We start from the raw sequence: 22,332 nt of genomic DNA on the forward strand, positions 1-22,332 counted from the left end.
TTTTTTCGATATAAAGGCATAAAAATTCATTTTTATAATTAATTATTCATCAAGAGGTGGGCTGTTAGATGGAAGGTTATTTAGTGTTAGAAGATGGGACATCGTTCAGCGGCGAGCTGGACGGTCATGAAAACTGCACGGGAGAAGCTGTTTTTTTCACAGGAATGACAGGCTACCAGGAAGTGCTGACAGATCCATCATATAAGGGACAGATTATTGTATTTACCTACCCGCTGATTGGCAACTACGGCATAAATGAAAAGGATTTTGAAAGCAAGAAACCGCAAGTAAAAGCCGCGGTTGTCTATGAGGCGTGTGATCACTTTTCTCATTATGAAGCGGTATACAGCCTCAAGGAGTATCTACAGAAATGGAATATTCCGCTGTTAACCCATGTTGATACGAGGGCTGTCGTGAAGAAAATCCGGGCAAACGGGACGATGGGTGCGACAGTCACAGCCTCTAAAGAAGGAGCTGAGATTGCTCTTCAACCAGAGAATGTGGCAGAGCAGGCTTCCGCCCAGGAAATCAGCACATTCGGCGACGGGAATAAACATATCGCTCTCATTGATTTTGGCTATAAAAAGTCAATCGCATCATCACTTGTCAAACGAGGCTGCAAGGTTACCGTGGTGCCATACCAGCAAATGAAGGCCGTATACAACATCAAACCCGATGGCATTGTGCTATCGAACGGACCTGGAGATCCGAAAGCAATCCAGCCATATTTAGGAAAGATCAAAAGCATCATCAGCCGCTTTCCGACTCTCGGCATTTGTCTCGGACATCAGCTGATCGCGCTCGCGTTCGGAGGGAATACTTTTAAGCTGCCATTCGGACACAGGGGAGCTAATCATCCGGTCATCGACCGTGAGACGAAACGGGTCTTTATGACAAGCCAAAACCACAGCTATGTGGTTGATGAACAGTCGATTAATGAAGAAGAGCTCACGATCAGGTTTCATCATGTCAATGATACGTCAGTTGAAGGGCTTGCCCATAAAAAACTGCCTGTCATGAGTGTTCAATTCCACCCGGAAGCCCATCCCGGACCTGCGGAAAGCGAATGGATTTTTGATGATTATCTAAAGAATGTGATACCAGCAAGGAGAGAAATCGCGCATGCCTAAAGACACCAGTATTTCAAGCATATTAGTAATCGGCTCAGGCCCGATCATCATCGGGCAGGCGGCAGAATTTGATTATTCAGGCACTCAAGGGTGCATCGCGCTGAAGGAGGAGGGCTACCGGGTCATTCTCGTCAACAGCAATCCGGCGACAATTATGACTGATGAAGCCTTCGCTGATGAAATTTATTTTGAGCCTCTGACAGCAGAAAGCCTGACAGCCATCATTAAGAAAGAACGGCCTGATGGGCTTCTTGCCAATTTAGGCGGTCAGACCGCGTTGAATTTAGCGGTGGAGCTTGAAGAAACGGGTGTTTTAAAAGAGCACGGCGTCAAACTCCTCGGCACATCCGTTGAAACGATACAAAAAGGAGAAGACCGGGAAAAATTCCGTTCGTTAATGAATGAATTAAAACAGCCCGTGCCGGAGAGTGAAATTGTTGATAACGAGGCCGATGCCCTCCATTTTGCGGAATCCATCGGTTTTCCTGTTATTATCAGACCGGCTTACACATTAGGCGGAAAGGGCGGAGGAATCGCCCCTGATAAAGAAGCCTTTACAGCTATGATTAAACAGGCGCTATTAGCAAGCCCGATCAATCAATGCCTTGTCGAAAAAAGCATTGCCGGCTTTAAAGAGATTGAATATGAAGTCATGCGTGACAGCAATAACACATGCATTACCGTCTGCAACATGGAAAATATCGATCCGGTCGGCGTGCATACAGGTGACTCTATCGTTGTGGCGCCTTCACAAACATTGACAGATGAAGACTATCAAATGCTGCGGACGGCTAGTCTGACCATCATTTCAGCACTTGATGTCGTAGGCGGCTGCAATATTCAATTCGCGCTTGATCCTTTCAGCAAGCAATATTACGTGATCGAAGTGAATCCGCGTGTCAGCCGGTCATCGGCTCTCGCATCTAAAGCGACCGGTTATCCGATTGCGAAGATGGCCGCGAAACTGGCAGTCGGATACACACTTGACGAGCTGAAAAATCCGCTCACAGGCTCAACTTACGCAAGCTTTGAACCGGCACTGGACTATGTGATCGTCAAATTTCCGCGCTGGCCGTTTGATAAATTCAAAAACGCAGACCGCAAGCTTGGCACAAAAATGAAAGCCACCGGTGAAGTGATGGCGATTGAACGGAATTTAGAAGCAGCAATACAGAAGGCAGCCGCGTCGCTTGAATTAAAAAATATCGGGACACACCTTCCAGAGCTCAGCGGCTTGTCAATTGATGCGCTATGGGAGTTGGCAGTCACTCCGGATGACCGCAGATTTTTCGTTGTCATGGAGCTGTTGAGCCGCAGCGTCTCGATTGATGACATTCATGCGAAAACAAAAATTGATCCGTTTTTCCTATATACCTTTAACAACATCATCAAATTGGAAAACCGCCTGATGGAAGAGGGCGGCGATCTCTCTTTTGACTTATTGAAAAAAGCAAAGGAAAAGGGGTTCTCAGACGCAACGATTGCCTCATTGATCGGCAAAACAGAGGAAGAGGTGCGCGCGCTTCGCAAGGAGATGGGCATTACACCTTCCTTCAAAATTGTCGATACATGCGCGGCTGAGTTTGATGCGAAAACAAACTATTTTTACTCCACATATTTCGGAGAGACCGATGGAGATATCAGCCGCAAAGAGAAAAAACGCGCGCTGATTATCGGATCAGGACCGATTCGGATCGGCCAAGGCGTTGAATTTGATTACAGTGCGGTTCACGGCGTGCTGACACTGCAAGAGCTTGGGTTCGAAACCATCATGATTAACAATAACCCAGAAACGGTCAGCACCGATTATGAAATTGCGGATCGCCTGTATTTTGAACCGATGACAACGGAGCATATTGTAAACGTGGCGGAGCAGGAAAATATTGATTTTGCAATTGTGCAATTCGGCGGCCAAACTGCAATCAATGCTGCTGAAGCGCTCGAAAAAGCCGGCATTACTCTTCTTGGCACATCATTTCAAACGCTCGACGTGTTAGAGGATCGGGATCAATTTTATCAGCTTCTTGACGAGCTGGGATTGAAGCACGCAAAAGGAGAAATTGCTTATACAAAAGAAGAAGCCGCTTCAAAAGCGAGTGAGATCGGCTATCCGGTGTTAATCCGCCCATCTTACGTTATCGGCGGAATGGGCATGATCATTGTTGACTCGCAAGCCCAGCTTTCTCAGCTGCTGAATGATGAGGACAGCATGCCATACCCGATTTTGATTGATCAGTATGTGTCTGGAAAGGAAGTCGAAATTGATATGATTTCCGACGGCGAGGATGTCTTTATCCCGACATATACCGAGCATATTGAACGGGCAGGTGTCCATTCAGGGGACAGCTTTGCCATTCTTCCCGGACCGTCCATCACGAGCGGGCTGCAGCAGGGCATGAAAGATGCGGCACAAAAAATTGCCCGAAAACTTTCATTTAAAGGCATCATGAACATTCAATTTGTGATCGACAATGGAAACATACTCGTTCTTGAAGTGAATCCGAGAGCGAGCCGCACGGTGCCTGTCGTCAGCAAAGTAATGGGCGTTCCGATGATTCCGCTCGCCACACGACTGCTGGCGGGAGCGTCCTTAAAAGATCTAAATCCGGAAGTTCAAAATCATCATGGAGTTGCCGTGAAGTTCCCTGTTTTTTCTTCTCATGCAATCCAGGATGTGGATGTCAAGCTTGGGCCGGAAATGAAATCAACGGGAGAAGGCATGTGTGTCGCATATGATTCTAACAGCGCCTTGAAAAAAATCTATACAAGAGTCTGGAGTCAAAAAGGAAGCATTTATTTGCAAAACGTTCCGGAAGAAGTGAAGGAGTTAGCAGAAAACGCAGGTTTTACAATTCATGAAGGGACATTTGCCTCATGGATGGAACAGGAAGGAAAATCGCTCCACATCAATCTGAGCGGTTCTGAAGAAGCACGCAAAGAACGTTTGGAAGCCATGACGCACGGCATCCCCGTCTTTACAGAAGAAGAAACTGTGCGGGCGTTTTTACAAAGCGGTTCAGGCCATCCGCAGCCTGTATCTCTCAAAGACCTCTATAAAAAGGAAGTGGCATCATGCACACAGTGACGCAAACCAGTTTATACGGAAAAGATTTATTAACGTTAAAGGACCTTAGTGAAGAGGATATAAACGCCTTGCTCGCAGAAGCCGGTGAGCTGAAACAAAACAAAATTCAGCCTATATTCCATGGCAAAACCTTGGCGATGATTTTTGAAAAATCATCAACGCGGACCCGTGTTTCATTTGAAGCGGGCATGGCGCAGCTGGGCGGGAACGCCCTCTTTCTAAGCCAGAAAGATCTGCAGCTGGGGCGCGGTGAGACTGTCGCTGATACGGCAAAAGTGCTGTCAGGCTATGTGGATGCCATCATGATCCGGACCTTTGAACATGAAAAGGTGGAGGAACTTGCCAAAGAAGCTGACATTCCGGTGATCAATGGACTTACCGATAAATACCACCCATGCCAGGCGCTGGCGGATCTCTTGACGATTAAGGAGATAAAAGGGAAGCTTAAAGGCGTAAAAGTCGCATACATCGGTGACGGAAATAACGTGGCGCACTCCTTGATGATCGGCTGCGCGAAAATGGGCTGTGATATCTCGATCGCTTCGCCAAAGGGATATGAAGTGTTAGATGAAGCAGCTGAAGCGGCAAAAACATACGCACTTCAATCCGGCTCTTCTATCACGCTGACAGATGATCCGATTGAAGCTGTAAAAGACGCGGACGTGATTTATTCTGATGTGTTTACAAGCATGGGGCAGGAAGCGGAAGAGCAAGAACGTCTTGCTGTCTTTGCGCCTTATCAGGTGAATGCGTCGCTGGTCAGCCATGCCAAGCCTGACTATACATTTTTACATTGTCTCCCTGCGCATCGTGAGGAAGAAGTGACTGCGGAGATTATTGACGGGCTGAACTCTGCAGTGTTCCAGCAGGCGGAAAACCGTCTTCATGTGCAAAAAGCACTGCTGAAGGCTATTTTATATAAAGGGGAATCATCAAAAAACTGCTGAGCCAAACTCAGCAGTTTTTTTGATGGCAACATATTCACAGCCGCTTAGGCGCATACTACAGCAAAAAGGAAAAGGAGGAAAAACAGTGGGACAGCAGCACCAATTCCGGCCCGGACAGAAAGCGCCTAATAACGGTGTCTACGTAGAAATCGGCGAGACAGGGAGCATGGTTAAAAACCCTCAAAAGGTCCATCTGTCAGCAGGGGAAATGTTCCCCGAAACATCAAACCACAACCGGCTGTGGACCTACAAAAGAAAGCCGTGACCACTAAAAAACCCAAAACAATAAATGTTTTGGGTTTTTGGCTTTTTAATGCTGGCTTGCATTTTTGTTCATAGGCATGATTTCTGCTAAAACAATGATTAAGACATACAGTACAACAGCAATGACAGATGATGTTTTGAAATTATACGTAACGCTGTTCATGCTTGCAACCAAGTAGCATGCCATATGTGATAAAAGGAACGTCCAAATAAAGGCAATAATATATCGCACGTTTCCACCTCGTCCTTCTCATTCTATTCTAAAAGTTATCATACCATACAAAAAGCGAAGGGGGAATCCAATTTTAGCAGAAAGTGAGGTGACAAAAGAGTCTGATTCGTCACACTTTAATGGTAAAATATAAAACGTCAATCAGTATAATAGCCAAAAATGTAAAAGGCTAGGACTTTACCTTATTCGTTTCTTTTCTATTTACATAAGATAGCGTGAGATGAAGTGTGAAAGGAGGCGGGCAAGCGATGGGAATAACGGAAAGATACTTTCAACTGGGAACGGAGCATAATGTCATTCATCTGCCCTATCGCCCGAACGGCTTCGGCATCTTTATCTTGGGGGACAGAACCCACTTTGTCGGACATGATTCAAGCTTTTGGCAGCAGCATTATGGCAGAAATCAGCTTCTGAGCATGTTGATGAATGAAGGATATACTCTTTTTAACAGCAATCTGTTCGGAAGGCATTGGGGGGCGGAAAAAGCAGTCACCTATGCCAAACAGCTGATACATTCTGTGCTGAAGCAGGAAATCCTCAATCCGAAGATTCATATTTTAGCAGAAGGCATGGGTGCTCTAGTGGCCGATGAACTGCTTCGTTTTTCCCCGGATCATATCCGCTCAGCCGCAATGTTGAATCCTTGTCTCGATCTTCAGGCACATTATGAATCGGAAAAAGAAAATAAATTTTTCTATAAGCAATTTTTGAAAGAAGTATCGAAAAGCTACGGAATTTCTGAAAAAGAAGCGGAAGCGCTTCGTTATAAAACAATTCAAAGCTACCCGAGCGGCGTACCGGTTCATATATGGCAGCGTATGACCGGAGCTCCATATCCCTACAGTGTACATGCGGAAGTTTTCAAGGAAAAGCAGCAAAAGCAAGGCTCACCGGTCGACATGACATTTCATTTATTTGAGCATCCAAGCAGAATTTATGCATCAATTTGCAAATTCTTTCATAGTCATGAAAAAGAATTATAGCGAATATAATGACAACAGCCTTCTCTTTTGCGGAGGCTGTTTTGTTTTGGGAAATGAAAAACCGGAAGGGCGGCAGATGCAATGGAATCAACGCTGATTGTAGGTGCGGACGAATTTTTCGGCCTTTCATTATGTGAGCGAATGATGGATGAAGGCATACATGTTGACGTTGTTCTGGCGGAAACAGAAGATAAAATGAGACAAATGTACTTAGAAGAAAGACTCATGTGGCTTGGGAGAAATGAACTCTTTCGCCAGCTTGAGCACATTGGAGATCAAAAGTATGATACAATTTGTATCCAGTTCGGAAGTTTTTTGCCTTTAGACCAATGTGATTCTCCTTATATTTTAGTATATGAAGAAGACCGAAAAGAATGGGAAAAACGTGAAAAAACAGGCTCGGAAAAAACCGTGATCCTGCCGAAAATGTATGGGCCATGGAAAGAAGAAACAGAGGAAAATGGCTATTACACAAACGACGTGGCTGACGAGTTGCTGAGATTCCTGTTAGAACCAAGCCGTCATAGCAAAGATCAGCTTTTTGAATTGCAAGTCACAGAAAAAACCTCAAAAGAAGAAGCAAAAACAAAAATTATCGAGTGGAAAAGACAATTTTCATCAATTTTCGACAAATATTAAGAAAAACCTTCCATGTTTCGAGTTTTCTAGATACAATAAACGTATAAAAATAAACATGTTATAGCTTGTCAAAAGGAGTTGAACATGACTTGATCACAAGGCTTGTCATGATCTTTTCTGTCCTCCTTTTATTGAGTGGATGTGGACAAACTCCGTTCAAAGGAAAAATTGAGAAGGTCGGCATGCTCTTTCCTGATACGATTAATGACCTCGTATGGGGCACAAAAGGGTATAAAGGATTACTGAATATACAATCCAAATACAATGTGGACGTCTATTATAAAGAAGGCGTTAAAACAGAAGAAGATATCATAAATGCGATTGAGGATTTTCATAAGAGGGGCGTCAATCTGCTCTACGGTCATGGGAGTGAATATGCTGAGGTGTTTAACTTGGTCGGCGAAGATTATCCAGATATGGAATTCGTCATTTCCAATGCGAAAGCGAAAGCTGATAATGTAACGAGTGTCCATTTTAGCGGGGAAGCAATGGGCTTTTTTGGAGGAATGACTGCTGCCCATATGTCGAAAACGAATCAGGTCGGTGTAATTGCCTCCTTTACGTGGCAGCCTGAGGTTGACGGTTTTATCAAAGGGGCCAAGTATGAAAATCCGGATATAGAGGTAAATACGAAATATACGGATCATTGGGATGATGATACAACAGCAGTAAAGCTTTATCAGAAAATGAAGAACGAAGGCGCGGATGTTGTGTATCCCGCCGGAGACGGGTATAATGTTCCTGTTATTCAGCAAATCAAAAAAGACGGTCTTTATGCCATTGGTTACGTCACAGATCAATCGGATCTGGGCGAGAATACCGTATTAACCAGCACGGTGCAAAATGTGGACAAGGCCTATGAAATCATTGCTGAACAATTTAATAAAGGCACCCTTGAGGGCGGCGATCATTACTACGACCTGAATACGGGAGTCGTTGAGATGGGAACATTCAGCCCGCTCGTCGACAAAGACTTTCAGCAAAGAATCGCCAAGCTGATCAAAACATACAACAAAACAGGCGAGCTGCCAAAAAACGAATAATGGAGTGACGTCACATGCAGCACGAAAAATCACTTGAATTCTTGCAAATTGCCATGAAATATCTCCCTGAAGCGAAAGAACAGCTTGAGAAATCAGGCATTGAGCTCTCAATGGAGGCCATCCAGCCGTTTATGAATCTATTTACAACGGTAATGGCGGAAGCTTATGAGCTTGGCAAGTCTGACGCTAAATCTGAAACAGAATAAGAAGAAGCCACTTTTTTGAAAGTGGCTTTTCACATGATTTTCTTTTTAATAGCGGAGAGCATGGGCGCAAGCTCCTTTAAAGCGGGCTTGATTTGATCAAGAGAGTTCATAATTGAACCGATTTGGTCCATAATATGCATGTAATTAATCGTCTCTTCGTCGTTTGTCTGAGAAACCTGAGAAACTTCCTCTTGCTGTTCCTCCTCCTTCTCTTCTGTTGGTTTTGCTGCATCGCCGAACATCATTCTTGAAAACACATCCAACTGCATACGCCTCCTTTCCATATACCATACTCTATGAGTAAGATGAACTGATAGTTTAGACGAATATATTGCCATGTGAAAAAAAATAGGATAGAATTAGTACCTGATACTAATAATTGATCACAACCTGATTGATCTTCTAAATTTAAGATATAAAGGAGTCTTCCCTTATGAAAGCTGGAATACTTGGTGTTGGACGTTACATTCCTGAGAAGGTTTTAACAAATCATGATCTTGAAAAAATGGTTGAAACTTCTGACGAGTGGATTCGTACAAGAACAGGAATAGAAGAAAGAAGAATCGCAGCAGATGATGTGTTTTCATCACATATGGCTGTTGCAGCAGCGAAAAATGCGCTGGAACAAGCTGAAGTGGCTGCTGAGGATCTGGATATGATCTTGGTTGCAACTGTTACACCTGATCAGTCATTTCCTACGGTCTCTTGTATGATTCAAGAACAGCTCGGCGCGAAGAAAGCGTGTGCTATGGATATCAGCGCGGCTTGTGCGGGCTTCATGTACGGGGTTGTAACCGGTAAACAATTTATTGAATCCGGAACCTACAAGCATGTTCTAGTTGTCGGTGTAGAGAAGCTCTCAAGCATTACCGACTGGGAAGACCGCAATACAGCCGTTCTGTTTGGAGACGGAGCAGGCGCTGCGGTAGTCGGGCCAGTCAGTGATGACAGAGGAATCCTTTCATTTGAACTAGGAGCCGACGGCACAGGCGGTCAGCACTTGTATCTGAATGAAAAACGACATACAATCATGAATGGACGAGAAGTTTTCAAATTTGCAGTCCGCCAAATGGGAGAATCATGCGTAAATGTCATTGAAAAAGCCGGACTTTCAAAAGAGGATGTCGACTTTTTGATTCCGCATCAGGCGAACATCCGCATCATGGAAGCTGCTCGCGAGCGTTTAGAGCTTCCTGTCGAAAAGATGTCTAAAACTGTTCATAAATATGGAAATACTTCTGCCGCATCCATTCCGATCTCTCTTGTAGAAGAATTGGAAGCCGGTAAAATCAAAGACGGCGATGTGGTCGTTATGGTAGGGTTCGGCGGAGGACTAACATGGGGCGCCATTGCAATCCGCTGGGGCCGATAAAAAAAGGTGAGGTGCACACAAGATGACTAAAAAAAGAGTAGTTGTTACAGGACTTGGAGCATTATCTCCACTTGGCAACGACGTCGATACAAGTTGGAATAACGCAATCAACGGTGTGTCCGGAATCGGTCCGATCACTCGTGTTGACGCTGAAGAATATCCGGCAAAAGTTGCCGCTGAATTAAAAGATTTTAATGTTGAAGATTATATGGATAAAAAAGAAGCCAGAAAAATGGACCGCTTTACACAATATGCGGTTGTGGCTGCGAAAATGGCGGTTGAAGATGCAGATCTTAACATTACCGATGAGATCGCGCCGAGAGTCGGTGTTTGGGTAGGCTCCGGTATCGGAGGACTTGAAACACTAGAGTCTCAATTTGAAATCTTCTTAACAAAAGGCCCAAGACGGGTAAGCCCGTTTTTCGTGCCAATGATGATTCCTGACATGGCGACAGGCCAGATTTCTATTGCATTAGGAGCAAAAGGGGTGAACTCTTGTACGGTTACAGCATGTGCTACAGGAACGAACTCCATCGGTGACGCGTTTAAGGTTATTCAGCGCGGTGATGCAGACGTGATGGTCACAGGCGGAACAGAAGCGCCGCTGACAAGAATGTCATTCGCCGGCTTTAGTGCCAACAAAGCGCTGTCTACTAATCCAGATCCGAAAACAGCGAGCCGCCCGTTTGATAAAAACCGTGATGGCTTTGTCATGGGGGAAGGTGCAGGGATTATCGTTCTTGAAGAACTTGAGCATGCCCTGGCCCGCGGCGCTAAAATTTACGGAGAAATTGTCGGCTACGGCTCAACCGGAGACGCTTATCATATCACAGCGCCGGCCCAAGACGGTGAAGGCGGAGCGAGAGCGATGCAAGAAGCCATTAAAGATGCAGGCATTGCACCTGAAGAAATTGATTACATCAATGCTCACGGGACAAGCACGTATTACAACGACAAATACGAAACAATGGCGATTAAGACCGTTTTTGGCGAGCATGCGCATAAACTTGCGGTAAGCTCTACAAAATCGATGACAGGCCACCTCTTAGGAGCAGCCGGCGGTATTGAAGCCATTTTCTCTATCCTTGCCATTAAAGAAGGCGTGATTCCGCCGACAATCAATATTCAAACACCTGACGAAGAATGTGATTTGGATTATGTGCCTGATGAAGCCCGCAGACAGGAACTTAATTATGTTCTCAGCAACTCATTAGGATTCGGCGGACACAACGCAACATTAATCTTTAAAAAATATCAATCATAATCAAGCCAAACCGGCTGCCCTTAAAGGGTAGCCGGTTTTTTTTGTGTGCATAGGATTAAAAGAGGAGGCGATCACATGAGTGTAGAACAAACATATAGCTGGCTCAGGAAGGCAGGTTCAATAGATGATTTGGCGCATTACATTATCCCGCTTTTTTCAGGTGCGGAGAAAAAGAACTGGAAGGGCATTCTGGGGCATCTTCAGCATCATGGGATGTTTAAAAACATAAAAGAGGGTATTCAGACGGTTTCCAAGCTGAAGGAAAAAGGTTTTTACGGACATATCCAAAAGGAAGAACAGTACCTCAAAAACAAATGGCAAGGTCCTGATGTACCAATTGTCACGCTGCCGGTTGATGAACGAAACAGGAGAATCCGTTTAGAATTCGGATCAAAATCAGGACTCGCCTTTCAAGACAAAATGTTCCTTTTTCTTTCGTCAGATTTAGATTTTGGGTCGGTATCTGCCCTTATGACGCATGAGTATCATCACGTTTGCCGGTTAGGTCATCTGACAAAAGAGGAAAAGGATGTCACATTACTTGATACAATCATCATGGAAGGGCTGGCGGAATATGCTGTTTATGAGAGGTTCGGCCGAAGTCAAACGGCTGAGTGGACGACTTGGTATACACCGGAGCAGCTTCAGGCTTTATATGAAAAAAAGATTGCGCCCCATCGGGATATCAAACGGGATAATCGATTATTTCCCCAGCTGTTATTCGGCAAAGGATATCAGCCAAAAATGCTTGGATACGCAGTTGGATTCAATATTGTAAAAAAATATTTAACCGCCAGCAAGGCAAGCACCGCAGACGGGCTGTCCATTCCTGCTGAAACCTTTTTGGATGCAATGCTTTAAAAGGATAAAATAATGGAATTTCATTAATAATATTACATTTATCCTAAAAAATTCTTGATTTTGCAAAATGATTGTAATAATATACAACTATAAAATTTTTCGATAATTCATATTATTTATTATTTCTGAATAAGGGGATTGCTTTCTCTTGAAAACGTTTGACAACAAGAGGGGGGAAAGGGGAGCTAGCATGAGCACACTTTTAGAAGTGAATAATTTAAAGACATATTTTTTCAGGAAAAAGGAGCCGATCCCTGCGGTTGACGGAGTCGATTTTCACATCAGCAAAGGCGAAACCGTCGCGCTTGTAGGTGAATCGGGCTCCGGAAAAAGCATTACTTCTTTATCAATTATGGGCCTCGTCCAAAGCTCAGGCGGAAAAATCATGGACGGCTCTATTAAACTCGAAGACAAAGACCTCACCTCATTCACTGAAAACGATTATTGCAAAATCCGCGGTAACGAAGTATCCATGATCTTTCAGGAACCGATGACCTCCCTTAATCCGGTGTTAACAATCGGAGAACAAATTACCGAAGTGCTGATTTACCATAAAAACATGAAGAAAAAAGAAGCCTGTCAACGAGCTGTTGAACTCTTGCAGATGGTCGGTTTCTCCCGGGCGGAGCAAATTATGAAGGAGTACCCGCATCGGCTGTCCGGCGGTATGAGACAGAGGGTGATGATTGCCATCGCACTGAGCTGTAATCCTAAACTGCTCATTGCTGATGAACCAACGACAGCGCTGGACGTGACAATACAAGCCCAGGTGCTGGAGCTCATGAAAGATCTCTGTCAGAAGTTCAATACATCGATTCTTCTCATCACACACGACTTAGGTGTCGTGTCTGAGGCTGCCGATAGAGTGATTGTCATGTACTGCGGACAAGTCGTAGAAAACGCCACTGTTGATGACTTATTTTTAGAACCGCTTCATCCGTATACAGAAGGCCTGCTTACGTCAATTCCTGTTATAGATGGAGAGATTGATAAATTAAATGCGATTAAAGGCAGTGTGCCTACACCGGATAATCTGCCGCCGGGGTGCCGTTTTGCCCCAAGGTGCCCGAAAGCTATGGATAAGTGCTGGACAAATCAGCCTTCGCTTTTGACACACAAAAGCGGAAGAACGGTGAGATGCTTTTTATATGAGGAAGAGGGTGCCGAACAATCATGACAGCAGCTAATCAAGAAACAATCTTAGAGCTTCGTGACGTAAAAAAATACTTTCCGATCCGGTCAGGCCTTTTTCAAAGAAAAGTCGGTGATGTAAAAGCGGTGGATGGTGTTTCATTTTCGTTAAAAAAAGGAGAAACACTCGGAATTGTTGGAGAGTCGGGCTGCGGAAAATCGACTGCCGGCAGAACGATGATCAGACTGTACAAACCGACAGAGGGCCAAATTCTTTTTAAAGGGCAGGATATTTCCAATCTGTCAGAGGAGAAGCTGCGGAAGAGTGTCCGCAAAAATATTCAAATGGTTTTCCAAGATCCATTTGCTTCGTTAAACCCGAGAAAGACCCTGCGTTCCATCATAAAGGAGCCGTTTAATACGCACAACATGTATACCATGCGTGAACGAAACGAAAAAGTTGAAGAGCTGCTTGCAAGAGTAGGGCTTCACCCGTCGTTTGCCAGCCGTTATCCCCATGAGTTTTCCGGCGGCCAGCGTCAGCGGATCGGCATTGCCAGAGCACTCACTTTGAATCCAGAGCTGATCATTGCAGATGAGCCGGTTTCCGCACTTGATGTATCCATTCAGGCCCAAGTGATTAACTTGATGGAGGAATTACAGGAAGAATTTAATCTTACGTATCTATTTATCTCTCATGATCTGAGTGTCGTCCGCCATATCAGCGACAGAGTCGGAGTAATGTATCTTGGCAAAATGATGGAGCTGACCGGCAAGCATGAGCTTTATGACAACCCGCTTCACCCATATACCCAAGCGCTTTTATCCTCCGTTCCGGTTACAAGAAAAAGAGGATCTGTCAAACGTGAACGCATTGTCCTGAAGGGAGAACTGCCTAGTCCGGCCAAACCGCCAAAAGGCTGCGTATTCCACACAAGATGTCCTGTTGCAAAACCGATATGCAAGGAACAAATACCAGAATTTAAAGAAGCTGCTCCCAGCCACTTTGTGGCTTGTCACCTTTATAGCTAATGTTGCCCGCACAGCTTTGAGAGGGGGTATGCACACTACATAAACAACAGCTGAGAAGAACGAACATTTCAAGAGGGGGAATATCTAATGAAAAGACGGAAAACCGCACTGATGATGCTAAGTGTATTGATGGTTCTGGCCATCTTTTTATCAGCCTGCTCGGGATCAAAATCGAGCAACAGCAGCGAGAAAAAATCAGCAGGCAAACCGCAGCAAGGCGGGGATTTGGTTGTTGGTTCTACTGGGGAGCCAACGTTGTTTAATCCACTCTATTCTACAGACGTTTCCAGTTCAGATATTGAAGGGATGATCTATAGTACATTATTAGAAACGGATGAAAAACTAAATGTGAAACCTGCTTTAGCTGAGAAAGTAACGGAATCCAAAGATGGCCTGACTTATGATGTCAAAATTAGAAAAGGTGTAAAATTCCATGATGGAAAAGAACTTACAGCCGATGACGTTGTTTTCACTTATAGCATCCCTTTAAACAAGGACTATAATGGTGAACGCGGTTCTGGTTTTGAATCACTAAAATCTGTTACAAAAAAAGGTGATTATGAAATTGAATTTAAATTAAAGAAAAAGGATGCGTATTTTTACAATGTTGTTTTAGGCAGTTACGGTATTCTGCCTAAACACATTTTAGGGAAAGTGCCAGTTGCAGATTTAGGCGAAAATGAATTTAACAGGAAGAATCCAATTGGTTCGGGTCCATTCAAGTTTGTTGAATGGAAGAAGGGCGATTATGTAAAACTTGAAGCAAATGATGACTATTATGGCGGAAGACCATATTTAGATACAGTGACAGTTAAGACGATTCCTGATTCTAATGCCGCTGTTGCTCAGTTAAAAGCTGGGGATATTGACTTCTTTGTTGTACCGGGCACAGACATTGAGACAGTTAAAACATTTGATAATGTTCAAGTTAAATCAGATCTTGGTTTGAACTACAGCTATATTGGATGGAATGAAAAAAACGAATTATTTAAAGACAAAAAAGTCCGCCAAGCTCTTACGTATGCGCTTGATCGAAAAGCAATGGTAGATCAGGTGTTAAATGGTGATGGTAAAGTTGCAAACGTTCCTGAAAGTCCGCTTTCTTGGAACTATCCAAAAGGTGATGTACCTACATTTGATTACAATCCTAAAAAAGCTAAAAAGCTCTTGGGAGAAGCAGGATGGAAAGATACAGATGGAGACGGTTACCTTGATAAGGACGGAAAAAAATTCTCATTTACCATTAAAACTAACCAGGGTAATAAGATTCGGGAGGATTTAGCAGTTGTTGTTCAGCAGCAACTTAAAGAAGTAGGAATTGAAGCAAAACCGCAAATTGTGGAATTTAGTGCTCTAATCGAACAGACAAATCCACCAAATTGGGATTATGATGCATTGTTGCTCGGATGGAGTCTAGCTACGTTCCCTGACCAATACACGATCTTCCATTCAAGTCAGTCTAAAAATGGATTGAACAATATTTGGTACAAAAACCCTGAGGTTGATAAACTTTTGGTTGAGGCAAAGTCAATTACAAACAGAGAAGAATATCAGAAAAAATATGAAGAAATCTATAAATTGATTGCTGAGGACCAGCCTTATTCATTCCTGTTTTATTACAATTATCATAGGGCAATCCCGACAAACATGCATGGATATGTATTCCATCCGAAAAATGACTTATATCATATTGAAAAATGGTGGCTTGAACAATAATAGTTAAATCCCTAGAGAGGTGAGGATTATGCATCCTTTCCTCTTTATCCTATTTTAGAAAAGGGGACAAGAATATGGTTACATATATTGTTCGTCGAACATTAATGTCTCTGCCAATTCTTTTGGGCATTACAATTTTATCATTTGCGATAATGAAAGCGGCACCAGGTGATCCGATGTCACTTATGATGGATCCGACAATCAGCCAAGCTGACAGAGCCAAATTTATTGAAAAGTACGGGCTCAATGATCCAGAACCTGTTCAGTACTTAAAATGGCTTGGGAACATGCTCCAAGGCGACTTTGGGACATCTATTGTGAAAAAGGGGACACCAGTTTCCGATCTAATCCTTTCACGTTTGCCAAATACTCTGGTGCTTATGGTTTTTTCAACTCTTGTTGCTCTTCTGATTTCAATTCCTTTCGGTGTTCTTTCTGCAAAACGCCCTTATTCTAAGCTTGACTATGGTATAACCGTCACGTCATTTTTGGGGCTGGCAATACCAAATTTCTGGTTCGGATTAATTCTTATTATGGTTCTTTCCGTAAATCTCGGTTGGTTTCCTACGGGAGGTGTCGGCACTTTAAACGCTGACTTTAACATTTTTGATAGGCTCCATCATTTAATTTTACCTGCGTTTGTTTTAGCAACTGCGGATATGGCAGGTATTACTCGTTATACAAGATCAAGTATGCTTGATGTATTAAAGCAAGATTATATAAGAACAGCTCGAGCCAAAGGATTCAAAGAAAATAAAGTGATTTTCAAACATGGTTTGAGAAATGGCCTGCTTCCTGTTATTACAATTTTCGGATTGATGATTCCGTCATTTATTGGCGGTGCGGTCGTGGTGGAACAGATTTTTACTTGGCCAGGATTAGGAAAGTTATTTATTGATTCGGCATTCTCTCGAGATTATCCGGTTATTATGGCCATGACTGTGATTTCTGCTGTGTTGGTTGTACTGGGGAACTTGATTGCAGATATTTTGTATGCATTAGTTGATCCGAGAATTGAATATTAAAAGGGGGAGACACATATGGCACATCCAAACACTGCGGCTCCCTCTAATGAGGTAAAGCTAAAAGAAAATATTGGAAAAAAACCAGAAACAATGACTAGGATCTTTTTTGAGAAATTTTTCAAAAATAAGCTTGCTGTTGTTGGGGGTATCATATTAACAGTTATTATTTTAATGGCAGTCTTTGCCCCTTTTATTGCGCCTTACTCACCTGAGAGTCAATCACTTTTAAACAAACTGAAGCCGCCAAGCCCTAAAAATCTAATGGGAACGGATAAGTTTGGGCGAGATATATTTACAAGGGTGTTATATGGAGCTCGTGTGTCTTTATTAGTCGGTTTTGCTTCCGTAATTGGTGCGATTACTATAGGTACGGTTGTTGGAGCTGTAGCAGGGTACTTTAAAGGAATAGTAGATGCTGTATTAATGAGGGCTGTCGACGTAGTCTTATCTATTCCTGATATTTTTCTGCTTATTACCTTGGTTACAATTTTTCAACCCGGAATGGATAAGTTAATTTTGATTTTTTCTTTGACGGGTTGGACTACAACAGCGAGACTAGTCAGAGGTGAGTTTTTATCTTTAAGGTCAAGGGAATTTGTATTGGCTGCTAAAACAATAGGCACAAAAAATCACAAAATTATTTTTTCGCATATATTGCCGAATTGTATTGGGCCAATTATTGTTTCCGCTACTCTAAAAGTAGGCAGTGTCATTCTAGCTGAATCAACGCTAAGCTATTTGGGTTTCGGTATCCAGCCGCCAATTGCTAGCTGGGGAAACATGCTTCAGGATGCTCAAAACTTTACATTAATGATTCAAGCATGGTGGTACCCGTTATTTCCCGGGCTATTTATTTTAATGACCGTTTTATGCTTCAACTTTGTCGGTGATGGCCTGCGGGATGCGCTTGACCCGAAAAATATTAAATAAAAATGAAAATAATATCTGTTATAAAATATCACCAAATCAGAAAAAAAGCAGGTCTCCTTTTGTCAGAAAATATACAAAGAGATCTGCTTTTTATGATTCTTACATAAACCCAATGATTCCAGATTTCCTCAATCTCTTTGGAATAATTTCTCTATCCCTTGCCTATACTGTGGACAACAGTTTTTATAAAAGTGAGGGGTTAGAGATGTTATTTCTTCATGATGTGTGGGTCAATTGGTTTGAAGGGGAAGAAAATGGCTACAATGTATGCCACTTTCACGAATGGCGCAAGGAAGATACGGTTGAGCTTTTGGATCAGGTGCCGCTGTTAAGGGTGCCGTCAGTACTGTTTCATTACATAGAAAACGATTTGTCAGAGCTTCCGGAAGGTTTGCTTGAAGACGTACATCAGAAATCGTACATTCGGAAAAATCATGAGCGGACAAAGCTTGAGTATTGTTTTGTCGTAACAGACGGAATCGGCATTTTAGCTGTCGACACGATCGGCTACACGATCCCTGTCAGAAAAAGCCGTCTGATCCCAAGACAGGAGCAGCTCGTTTATGAAATGGTAAAAGATGTAGAGCCTGAAGCATATGAATTTGAGCCAAAGAAGCTGGAATCCTCTAAGGAATATCACATCTTATCATTAGCACCAGAACATGTCAGAGGACTGACAAGAAAAGAACGGCAAATCAAGCAGCTGATGTTTATGGCGCTTGACCAATTGAAAGGGCTGAAAAACCGGGCAGAAATCGGCTACTGGTACACAGAGTGGAATCCGCATATGTATGAACAAATCAAAAGGATGAGCTTTGAAGAGATTTGGGACATGCTGTATAACGAAACAATTGAAGGCTGGTCGGACAAGCACCTAGCTTTTTGCGAAAACCTAATAAAAGGACAGCCTTTTTTCGAAAAGCTATGGGAAATGGAAAACGAATCAAAGGTCAACTAAAAAAAACCGCTCTTTGCAAAGAGCGGTTTTTTGATTAGCGTCTTTTTCTTCCAAGACCCATGGCATTCTCCATTTTTTTCAGCATTTTGTTTGCTGTCCGGTTCGCTCGTTCCGCGCCTTCATCAAGAATCCGGTCTAATTCTTCAGATTCTACCAGCTCGTAATAGCGGTCCTGGATCGGTTTTAATGCGTTCACCACGACTTCTGCCAAATCACCTTTAAACTCGCCGTAGCCTTTTCCTTCGTACTTTGCTTCAAGCTCTTCAATTGTCGTATTGCCGAGGATTGAATAAATTGTAAGAAGGTTTGAAACGCCCGGTTTGTTTTCCTTATCAAATTTCACAATGCCTTCAGAATCCGTTACAGCGCTTTTGATTTTCTTTTCAAGCTGCTTCGGCTCATCCAGCAATGTAATATAAGCTTTCTGATTCGGATCAGATTTGCTCATTTTCTTCAGCGGATCATTCAGAGACATGATACGTGCACCGACTTTTGGAATTTTCACTTCCGGAATCGTAAAGATGTCGTTGTATTTTTTGTTGAAGCGTTCTGCAAGATTCCGCGTCAGCTCAAGGTGCTGCTTTTGATCCTCGCCGACAGGTACAAGATCCGTTCCGTACAGCAGAATATCAGCGGCCATCAGCGGCGGATATGTTAACAGGCCGGAGACGACAGCTTCATTGCCTTTGGATTTGTCCTTAAATTGAGTCATCCGCTCAAGCTCGCCGATATAGGCGACACACTGCATCATCCATCCGGCCTGCGCATGCGCGGGGACCTCTGACTGAATAAACAATGTTGCTTTTTCTGGATCAAGTCCGACAGCTAAGTAAAGCGCCGCGAGATTGCGGATATTCTTTCTAAGCTCAAGCCGGTCTTGAGGAACAGTTATCGCATGCTGATCGACGATGCAAAAATAGCTGTTATAATCATGCTGCAGTTCGACAAACTGCTTCATTGCACCGATATAGTTGCCGAGCGTCACTGAGCCGCTTGGCTGAATGCCTGAAAAAATCGTTTGTTTCATGAAAACATCAACCTCATTTCTTAAAACATAATAAAAAAGGCTCATTCTTCCCCTGTAAAAAAGGGACGAATGAACCGTGGTACCACCCTGATTATTCCATTAAAATGGAATCACTCTGACGTTTGTAACGGAGACTGCTCCGGCTGAGCCTACTTTTTTCCAGTTCGGTCAGCTGCTCCAAAGTCCATTCCACATTGCCCGTTATCTGCTCCCAGCACCGCAGACTCTCTTCAAACAGGTGAAACGTGTACTACTCTTTTTCATAGCAAGCTTTTCTTTTGATTGCTTCATTATAAATCAATTATAACCAATTGTCATCATGAAAAAACATTCTTTTTTCCAGTAAAATTGTAATAATATAAATAACACGAGTGCTGTAAAATCCTTAAATGATAACTGCTATCAGCGTAAAAACAGGCAGATATTATATGTAAAAAGCAATATGGGCAGAAAACACATGAAAAAGTTTTTAATCAATTTATGCTTTAAATGGTAGAAGGATATTATGTTCATGGAAGAAAAACTAACGAAGTTTAAATATTTTAAATTGATAAAATAATATTGCAATAAATTATTTGTTTCATTATAATGAACTTGTTCACTCTATTGTTACAGCTTTTTTACAAAAATAATCAGAAAAGACGGAACAGAATAAAAGTTGTGGAAACTCAGGTTCATTTGTCTGATATTTCTGAGGATTTAGCCGTAAGGAGCTGAAAATTATTATTAGGGGGTTTGCGAATATGAAAAAACGTTGGTCGATTGTCACGTTGATGCTCATTTTCACTCTCGTGCTGAGCGCGTGCGGCTTTGGCGGCAGCGGATCAAACGGTGAAGGGAAAAAGGACAGTAAAGGAAAGACGACACTTAACATTAATATTAAAACTGAGCCGTTCTCCTTACATCCGGGATTGGCAAATGATTCAGTATCAGGCGGTGTCATCCGTCAGACTTTTGAAGGATTGACACGTATCAATGCAGATGGTGAGCCTGAAGAAGGCATGGCTTCTAAAATTGAAACGAGCAAGGACGGTAAAACATATACATTCACTATTCGTGATGGTGTGAAATGGTCTAATGGAGACCCTGTAACAGCACAAGATTTTGAATATGCTTGGAAATGGGCGCTTGATCCTAATAACGAATCACAATACGCTTACCAGCTCTACTACATAAAAGGTGCTGAAGCGGCGAATACCGGCAAAGGCAGCCTAGATGATGTGGCAGTAAAAGCTGTGAATGACAAAACGCTGAAGGTTGAATTAAATAACCCGACGCCATATTTCACTGAATTAACTGCGTTCTATACGTATATGCCGATCAATAAGAAAATTGCAGAGAAAAATAAAAAGTGGAATACAAATGCCGGAGATGATTATGTATCAAACGGGCCGTTCAAAATGACGGCATGGAAACACAGCGGTTCTATTACTCTCGAAAAAAATGACCAGTATTGGGATAAAGACAAAGTCAAACTGAAGAAAATCGATATGGTTATGATCAACAATAACAATACGGAACTAAAAAAATTCCAAGCTGGCGAACTTGATTGGGCCGGTTTGCCGCTCGGGCAGCTTCCGACAGAATCTCTCCCTTCCTTGAAAAAAGACGGTTCTTTACATGTTGAGCCGATGGCAGGTGTGTATTGGTACAAATTCAACACTGAAGCTAAGCCGTTAGACAACGTCAATATCCGTAAAGCATTATCTTATGCGATTGACCGTCAATCGATTGTTAAAAACATTACGCAAGGTGAACAAATCCCGGCTATGGCTGCGGTGCCGCCGACAATGAAGGGATTTGAGGATAACAAAGAAGGCTACTACAAAGACAACGATGTTAAAACGGCAAAAGAATACCTTGAAAAAGGCCTAAAAGAAATGGGCTTAAGCAAGGCATCTGACCTTCCGAAAATCAAATTGTCTTATAACACTGATGATGCACATGCGAAAATCGCTCAAGCTGTACAAGAAATGTGGAAGAAAAATTTAGGCGTTGATGTTGAGCTTGATAACTCAGAATGGAATGTCTATATTGATAAGCTCCACAGCCAAGATTATCAAATCGGCCGTATGGGCTGGCTTGGGGACTTCAATGATCCTATCAACTTCCTAGAATTGTTCCGTGACAAAGACGGAGGAAATAACGATACAGGCTGGGAAAACCCAGAATTCAAAAAATTGCTGAATCAGTCACAAACTGAAACAGATCAAAACAAACGTGCAGAGCTGCTGAAAAAAGCGGAAGGTATTTTCATTGATGAAATGCCGGTAGCTCCAATTTATTTTTATACGATTCCTTGGGTACAAGACGAAAATCTGAAAGGAACTATTATTACTGGAACTGGAGAAATTTACTTCAGAAACGCGTACTTTCAATAAGTCTTATTTGTGAAAACAATAACCTCAAGGTATATGGGGACCTATTTCCCATATACCTTTCTTACTGAGGAATATAAAAAAGTAGAAACCATGGAGGTGTTCCCCC

21 protein-coding genes and 1 other annotated feature are annotated in these 22,332 nt (G+C 42.8%); of the genes, 18 read left to right on the forward strand and 3 right to left on the reverse strand.

Annotated features, from left to right (window positions below; genetic code table 11):
- The first annotated feature begins 68 nt into the window (after window positions 1-68).
- The 4 genes from MKY50_RS06110 (at window position 69) to MKY50_RS06125 (ending at window position 5,427) form a co-directional block, all read left to right on the forward strand.
- Complete coding sequence (locus MKY50_RS06110; RefSeq protein ID WP_341116324.1) at window positions 69-1,130, forward strand: carbamoyl phosphate synthase small subunit; 1,062 nt, start codon at window positions 69-71, stop codon at window positions 1,128-1,130.
- The gene (locus MKY50_RS06115) at window positions 1,123-4,215 is read left to right on the forward strand and encodes a carbamoyl phosphate synthase large subunit (protein WP_213414411.1); all 3,093 of its coding nucleotides are present in this window, start codon (window positions 1,123-1,125) and stop codon (window positions 4,213-4,215) included. The genes MKY50_RS06110 and MKY50_RS06115 overlap by 8 nt, the downstream gene beginning before the upstream one ends.
- Complete coding sequence (argF, locus tag MKY50_RS06120; protein WP_198878861.1) at window positions 4,203-5,162, forward strand: ornithine carbamoyltransferase; 960 nt, start codon at window positions 4,203-4,205, stop codon at window positions 5,160-5,162. Before MKY50_RS06115 ends, argF begins: the two co-directional genes overlap by 13 nt.
- Before the next feature lie 85 nt (window positions 5,163-5,247).
- Window positions 5,248-5,427: a YjzC family protein gene (locus tag MKY50_RS06125; protein ID WP_003245356.1), complete on the forward strand. Its 180-nt coding sequence runs from the start codon at window positions 5,248-5,250 to the stop codon at window positions 5,425-5,427.
- A gap of 45 nt (window positions 5,428-5,472) precedes the next feature.
- Here MKY50_RS06125 and MKY50_RS06130 read toward each other — a convergent pair whose 3' ends face one another.
- Window positions 5,473-5,658, reverse strand: a complete 186-nt coding sequence (locus tag MKY50_RS06130) for a YjzD family protein (RefSeq protein WP_029317607.1) — start codon at window positions 5,656-5,658, stop codon at window positions 5,473-5,475.
- Between the two features lie 248 nt (window positions 5,659-5,906).
- Here MKY50_RS06130 and MKY50_RS06135 point away from each other — a divergent pair, with 248 nt between their 5' ends.
- From MKY50_RS06135 to comZ, 4 genes are all read left to right on the forward strand, one after another.
- Window positions 5,907-6,641 carry a hypothetical protein gene (locus MKY50_RS06135; RefSeq protein WP_032721340.1) on the forward strand — a complete coding sequence of 245 codons (735 nt, stop codon included), beginning with the start codon at window positions 5,907-5,909 and terminating at the stop codon, window positions 6,639-6,641.
- An 81-nt stretch (window positions 6,642-6,722) separates the two neighbouring features.
- The gene (locus MKY50_RS06140) at window positions 6,723-7,280 is read left to right on the forward strand and encodes a hypothetical protein (protein ID WP_089172508.1); all 558 of its coding nucleotides are present in this window, start codon (window positions 6,723-6,725) and stop codon (window positions 7,278-7,280) included.
- An 89-nt stretch (window positions 7,281-7,369) separates the two neighbouring features.
- A complete protein-coding gene (gene med / locus MKY50_RS06145; protein ID WP_014476425.1) occupies window positions 7,370-8,323 on the forward strand; it encodes a transcriptional regulator Med in 954 nt (317 codons plus the stop codon).
- A 14-nt stretch (window positions 8,324-8,337) separates the two neighbouring features.
- Window positions 8,338-8,529: a ComG operon transcriptional repressor ComZ gene (gene comZ / locus MKY50_RS06150; protein WP_003224559.1), complete on the forward strand. Its 192-nt coding sequence runs from the start codon at window positions 8,338-8,340 to the stop codon at window positions 8,527-8,529.
- A 29-nt stretch (window positions 8,530-8,558) separates the two neighbouring features.
- Here comZ and yjzB read toward each other — a convergent pair whose 3' ends face one another.
- A complete protein-coding gene (yjzB, locus tag MKY50_RS06155) occupies window positions 8,559-8,798 on the reverse strand; it encodes a spore coat protein YjzB (protein WP_003232972.1) in 240 nt (79 codons plus the stop codon).
- A 164-nt stretch (window positions 8,799-8,962) separates the two neighbouring features.
- On the opposite strand from yjzB, the gene fabH reads away from it, so the two are divergent.
- The 9 genes from fabH (at window position 8,963) to MKY50_RS06200 (ending at window position 18,818) form a co-directional block, all read left to right on the forward strand.
- Window positions 8,963-9,901, forward strand: coding sequence for a beta-ketoacyl-ACP synthase III (gene fabH, locus MKY50_RS06160; protein WP_003232971.1), 939 nt, complete (start codon window positions 8,963-8,965; stop codon window positions 9,899-9,901).
- Between the two features lie 22 nt (window positions 9,902-9,923).
- Complete coding sequence (fabF, locus tag MKY50_RS06165; RefSeq protein WP_003244890.1) at window positions 9,924-11,165, forward strand: beta-ketoacyl-ACP synthase II; 1,242 nt, start codon at window positions 9,924-9,926, stop codon at window positions 11,163-11,165.
- 75 nt (window positions 11,166-11,240) lie between these two features.
- Window positions 11,241-12,026, forward strand: coding sequence for a DUF2268 domain-containing protein (locus MKY50_RS06170; RefSeq protein ID WP_003232967.1), 786 nt, complete (start codon window positions 11,241-11,243; stop codon window positions 12,024-12,026).
- 190 nt (window positions 12,027-12,216) lie between these two features.
- Window positions 12,217-13,203, forward strand: a complete 987-nt coding sequence (gene appD, locus MKY50_RS06175) for an oligopeptide ABC transporter ATP-binding protein AppD (RefSeq protein ID WP_014663522.1) — start codon at window positions 12,217-12,219, stop codon at window positions 13,201-13,203.
- Window positions 13,200-14,189, forward strand: coding sequence for an oligopeptide ABC transporter ATP-binding protein AppF (gene appF / locus MKY50_RS06180; protein ID WP_029317611.1), 990 nt, complete (start codon window positions 13,200-13,202; stop codon window positions 14,187-14,189). The genes appD and appF overlap by 4 nt, the downstream gene beginning before the upstream one ends.
- A gap of 87 nt (window positions 14,190-14,276) precedes the next feature.
- Window positions 14,277-15,905 (forward strand): peptide-binding protein, encoded by a 1,629-nt coding sequence (locus MKY50_RS06185; protein WP_174223345.1) that lies wholly within the window; start codon window positions 14,277-14,279, stop codon window positions 15,903-15,905.
- Window positions 15,906-15,979: 74 nt separating this feature from the next.
- Window positions 15,980-16,930, forward strand: coding sequence for an ABC transporter permease (locus MKY50_RS06190; protein WP_015252362.1), 951 nt, complete (start codon window positions 15,980-15,982; stop codon window positions 16,928-16,930).
- A 15-nt stretch (window positions 16,931-16,945) separates the two neighbouring features.
- Window positions 16,946-17,860: an oligopeptide ABC transporter permease gene (gene opp4C / locus MKY50_RS06195; protein WP_114523659.1), complete on the forward strand. Its 915-nt coding sequence runs from the start codon at window positions 16,946-16,948 to the stop codon at window positions 17,858-17,860.
- 205 nt (window positions 17,861-18,065) lie between these two features.
- The gene (locus tag MKY50_RS06200; protein ID WP_003232959.1) at window positions 18,066-18,818 is read left to right on the forward strand and encodes a YjbA family protein; all 753 of its coding nucleotides are present in this window, start codon (window positions 18,066-18,068) and stop codon (window positions 18,816-18,818) included.
- 34 nt (window positions 18,819-18,852) lie between these two features.
- Here MKY50_RS06200 and trpS read toward each other — a convergent pair whose 3' ends face one another.
- Window positions 18,853-19,845, reverse strand: coding sequence for a tryptophan--tRNA ligase (trpS, locus tag MKY50_RS06205; RefSeq protein ID WP_080530043.1), 993 nt, complete (start codon window positions 19,843-19,845; stop codon window positions 18,853-18,855).
- Window positions 19,846-19,903: 58 nt separating this feature from the next.
- Window positions 19,904-20,118: a binding site (T-box leader), on the reverse strand.
- 470 nt (window positions 20,119-20,588) lie between these two features.
- On the opposite strand from trpS, the gene oppA reads away from it, so the two are divergent.
- Window positions 20,589-22,226 carry an oligopeptide ABC transporter substrate-binding protein OppA gene (gene oppA / locus MKY50_RS06210; RefSeq protein WP_021479550.1) on the forward strand — a complete coding sequence of 546 codons (1,638 nt, stop codon included), beginning with the start codon at window positions 20,589-20,591 and terminating at the stop codon, window positions 22,224-22,226.
- The last annotated feature ends 106 nt before the right edge of the window (window positions 22,227-22,332 follow it).

Origin of the sequence: Bacillus sp. FSL R7-0685 (genome assembly GCF_038002425.1) — a bacterium.
In the GTDB taxonomy this organism is placed as follows: Bacteria; Bacillota; Bacilli; order Bacillales; family Bacillaceae; genus Bacillus; species Bacillus subtilis.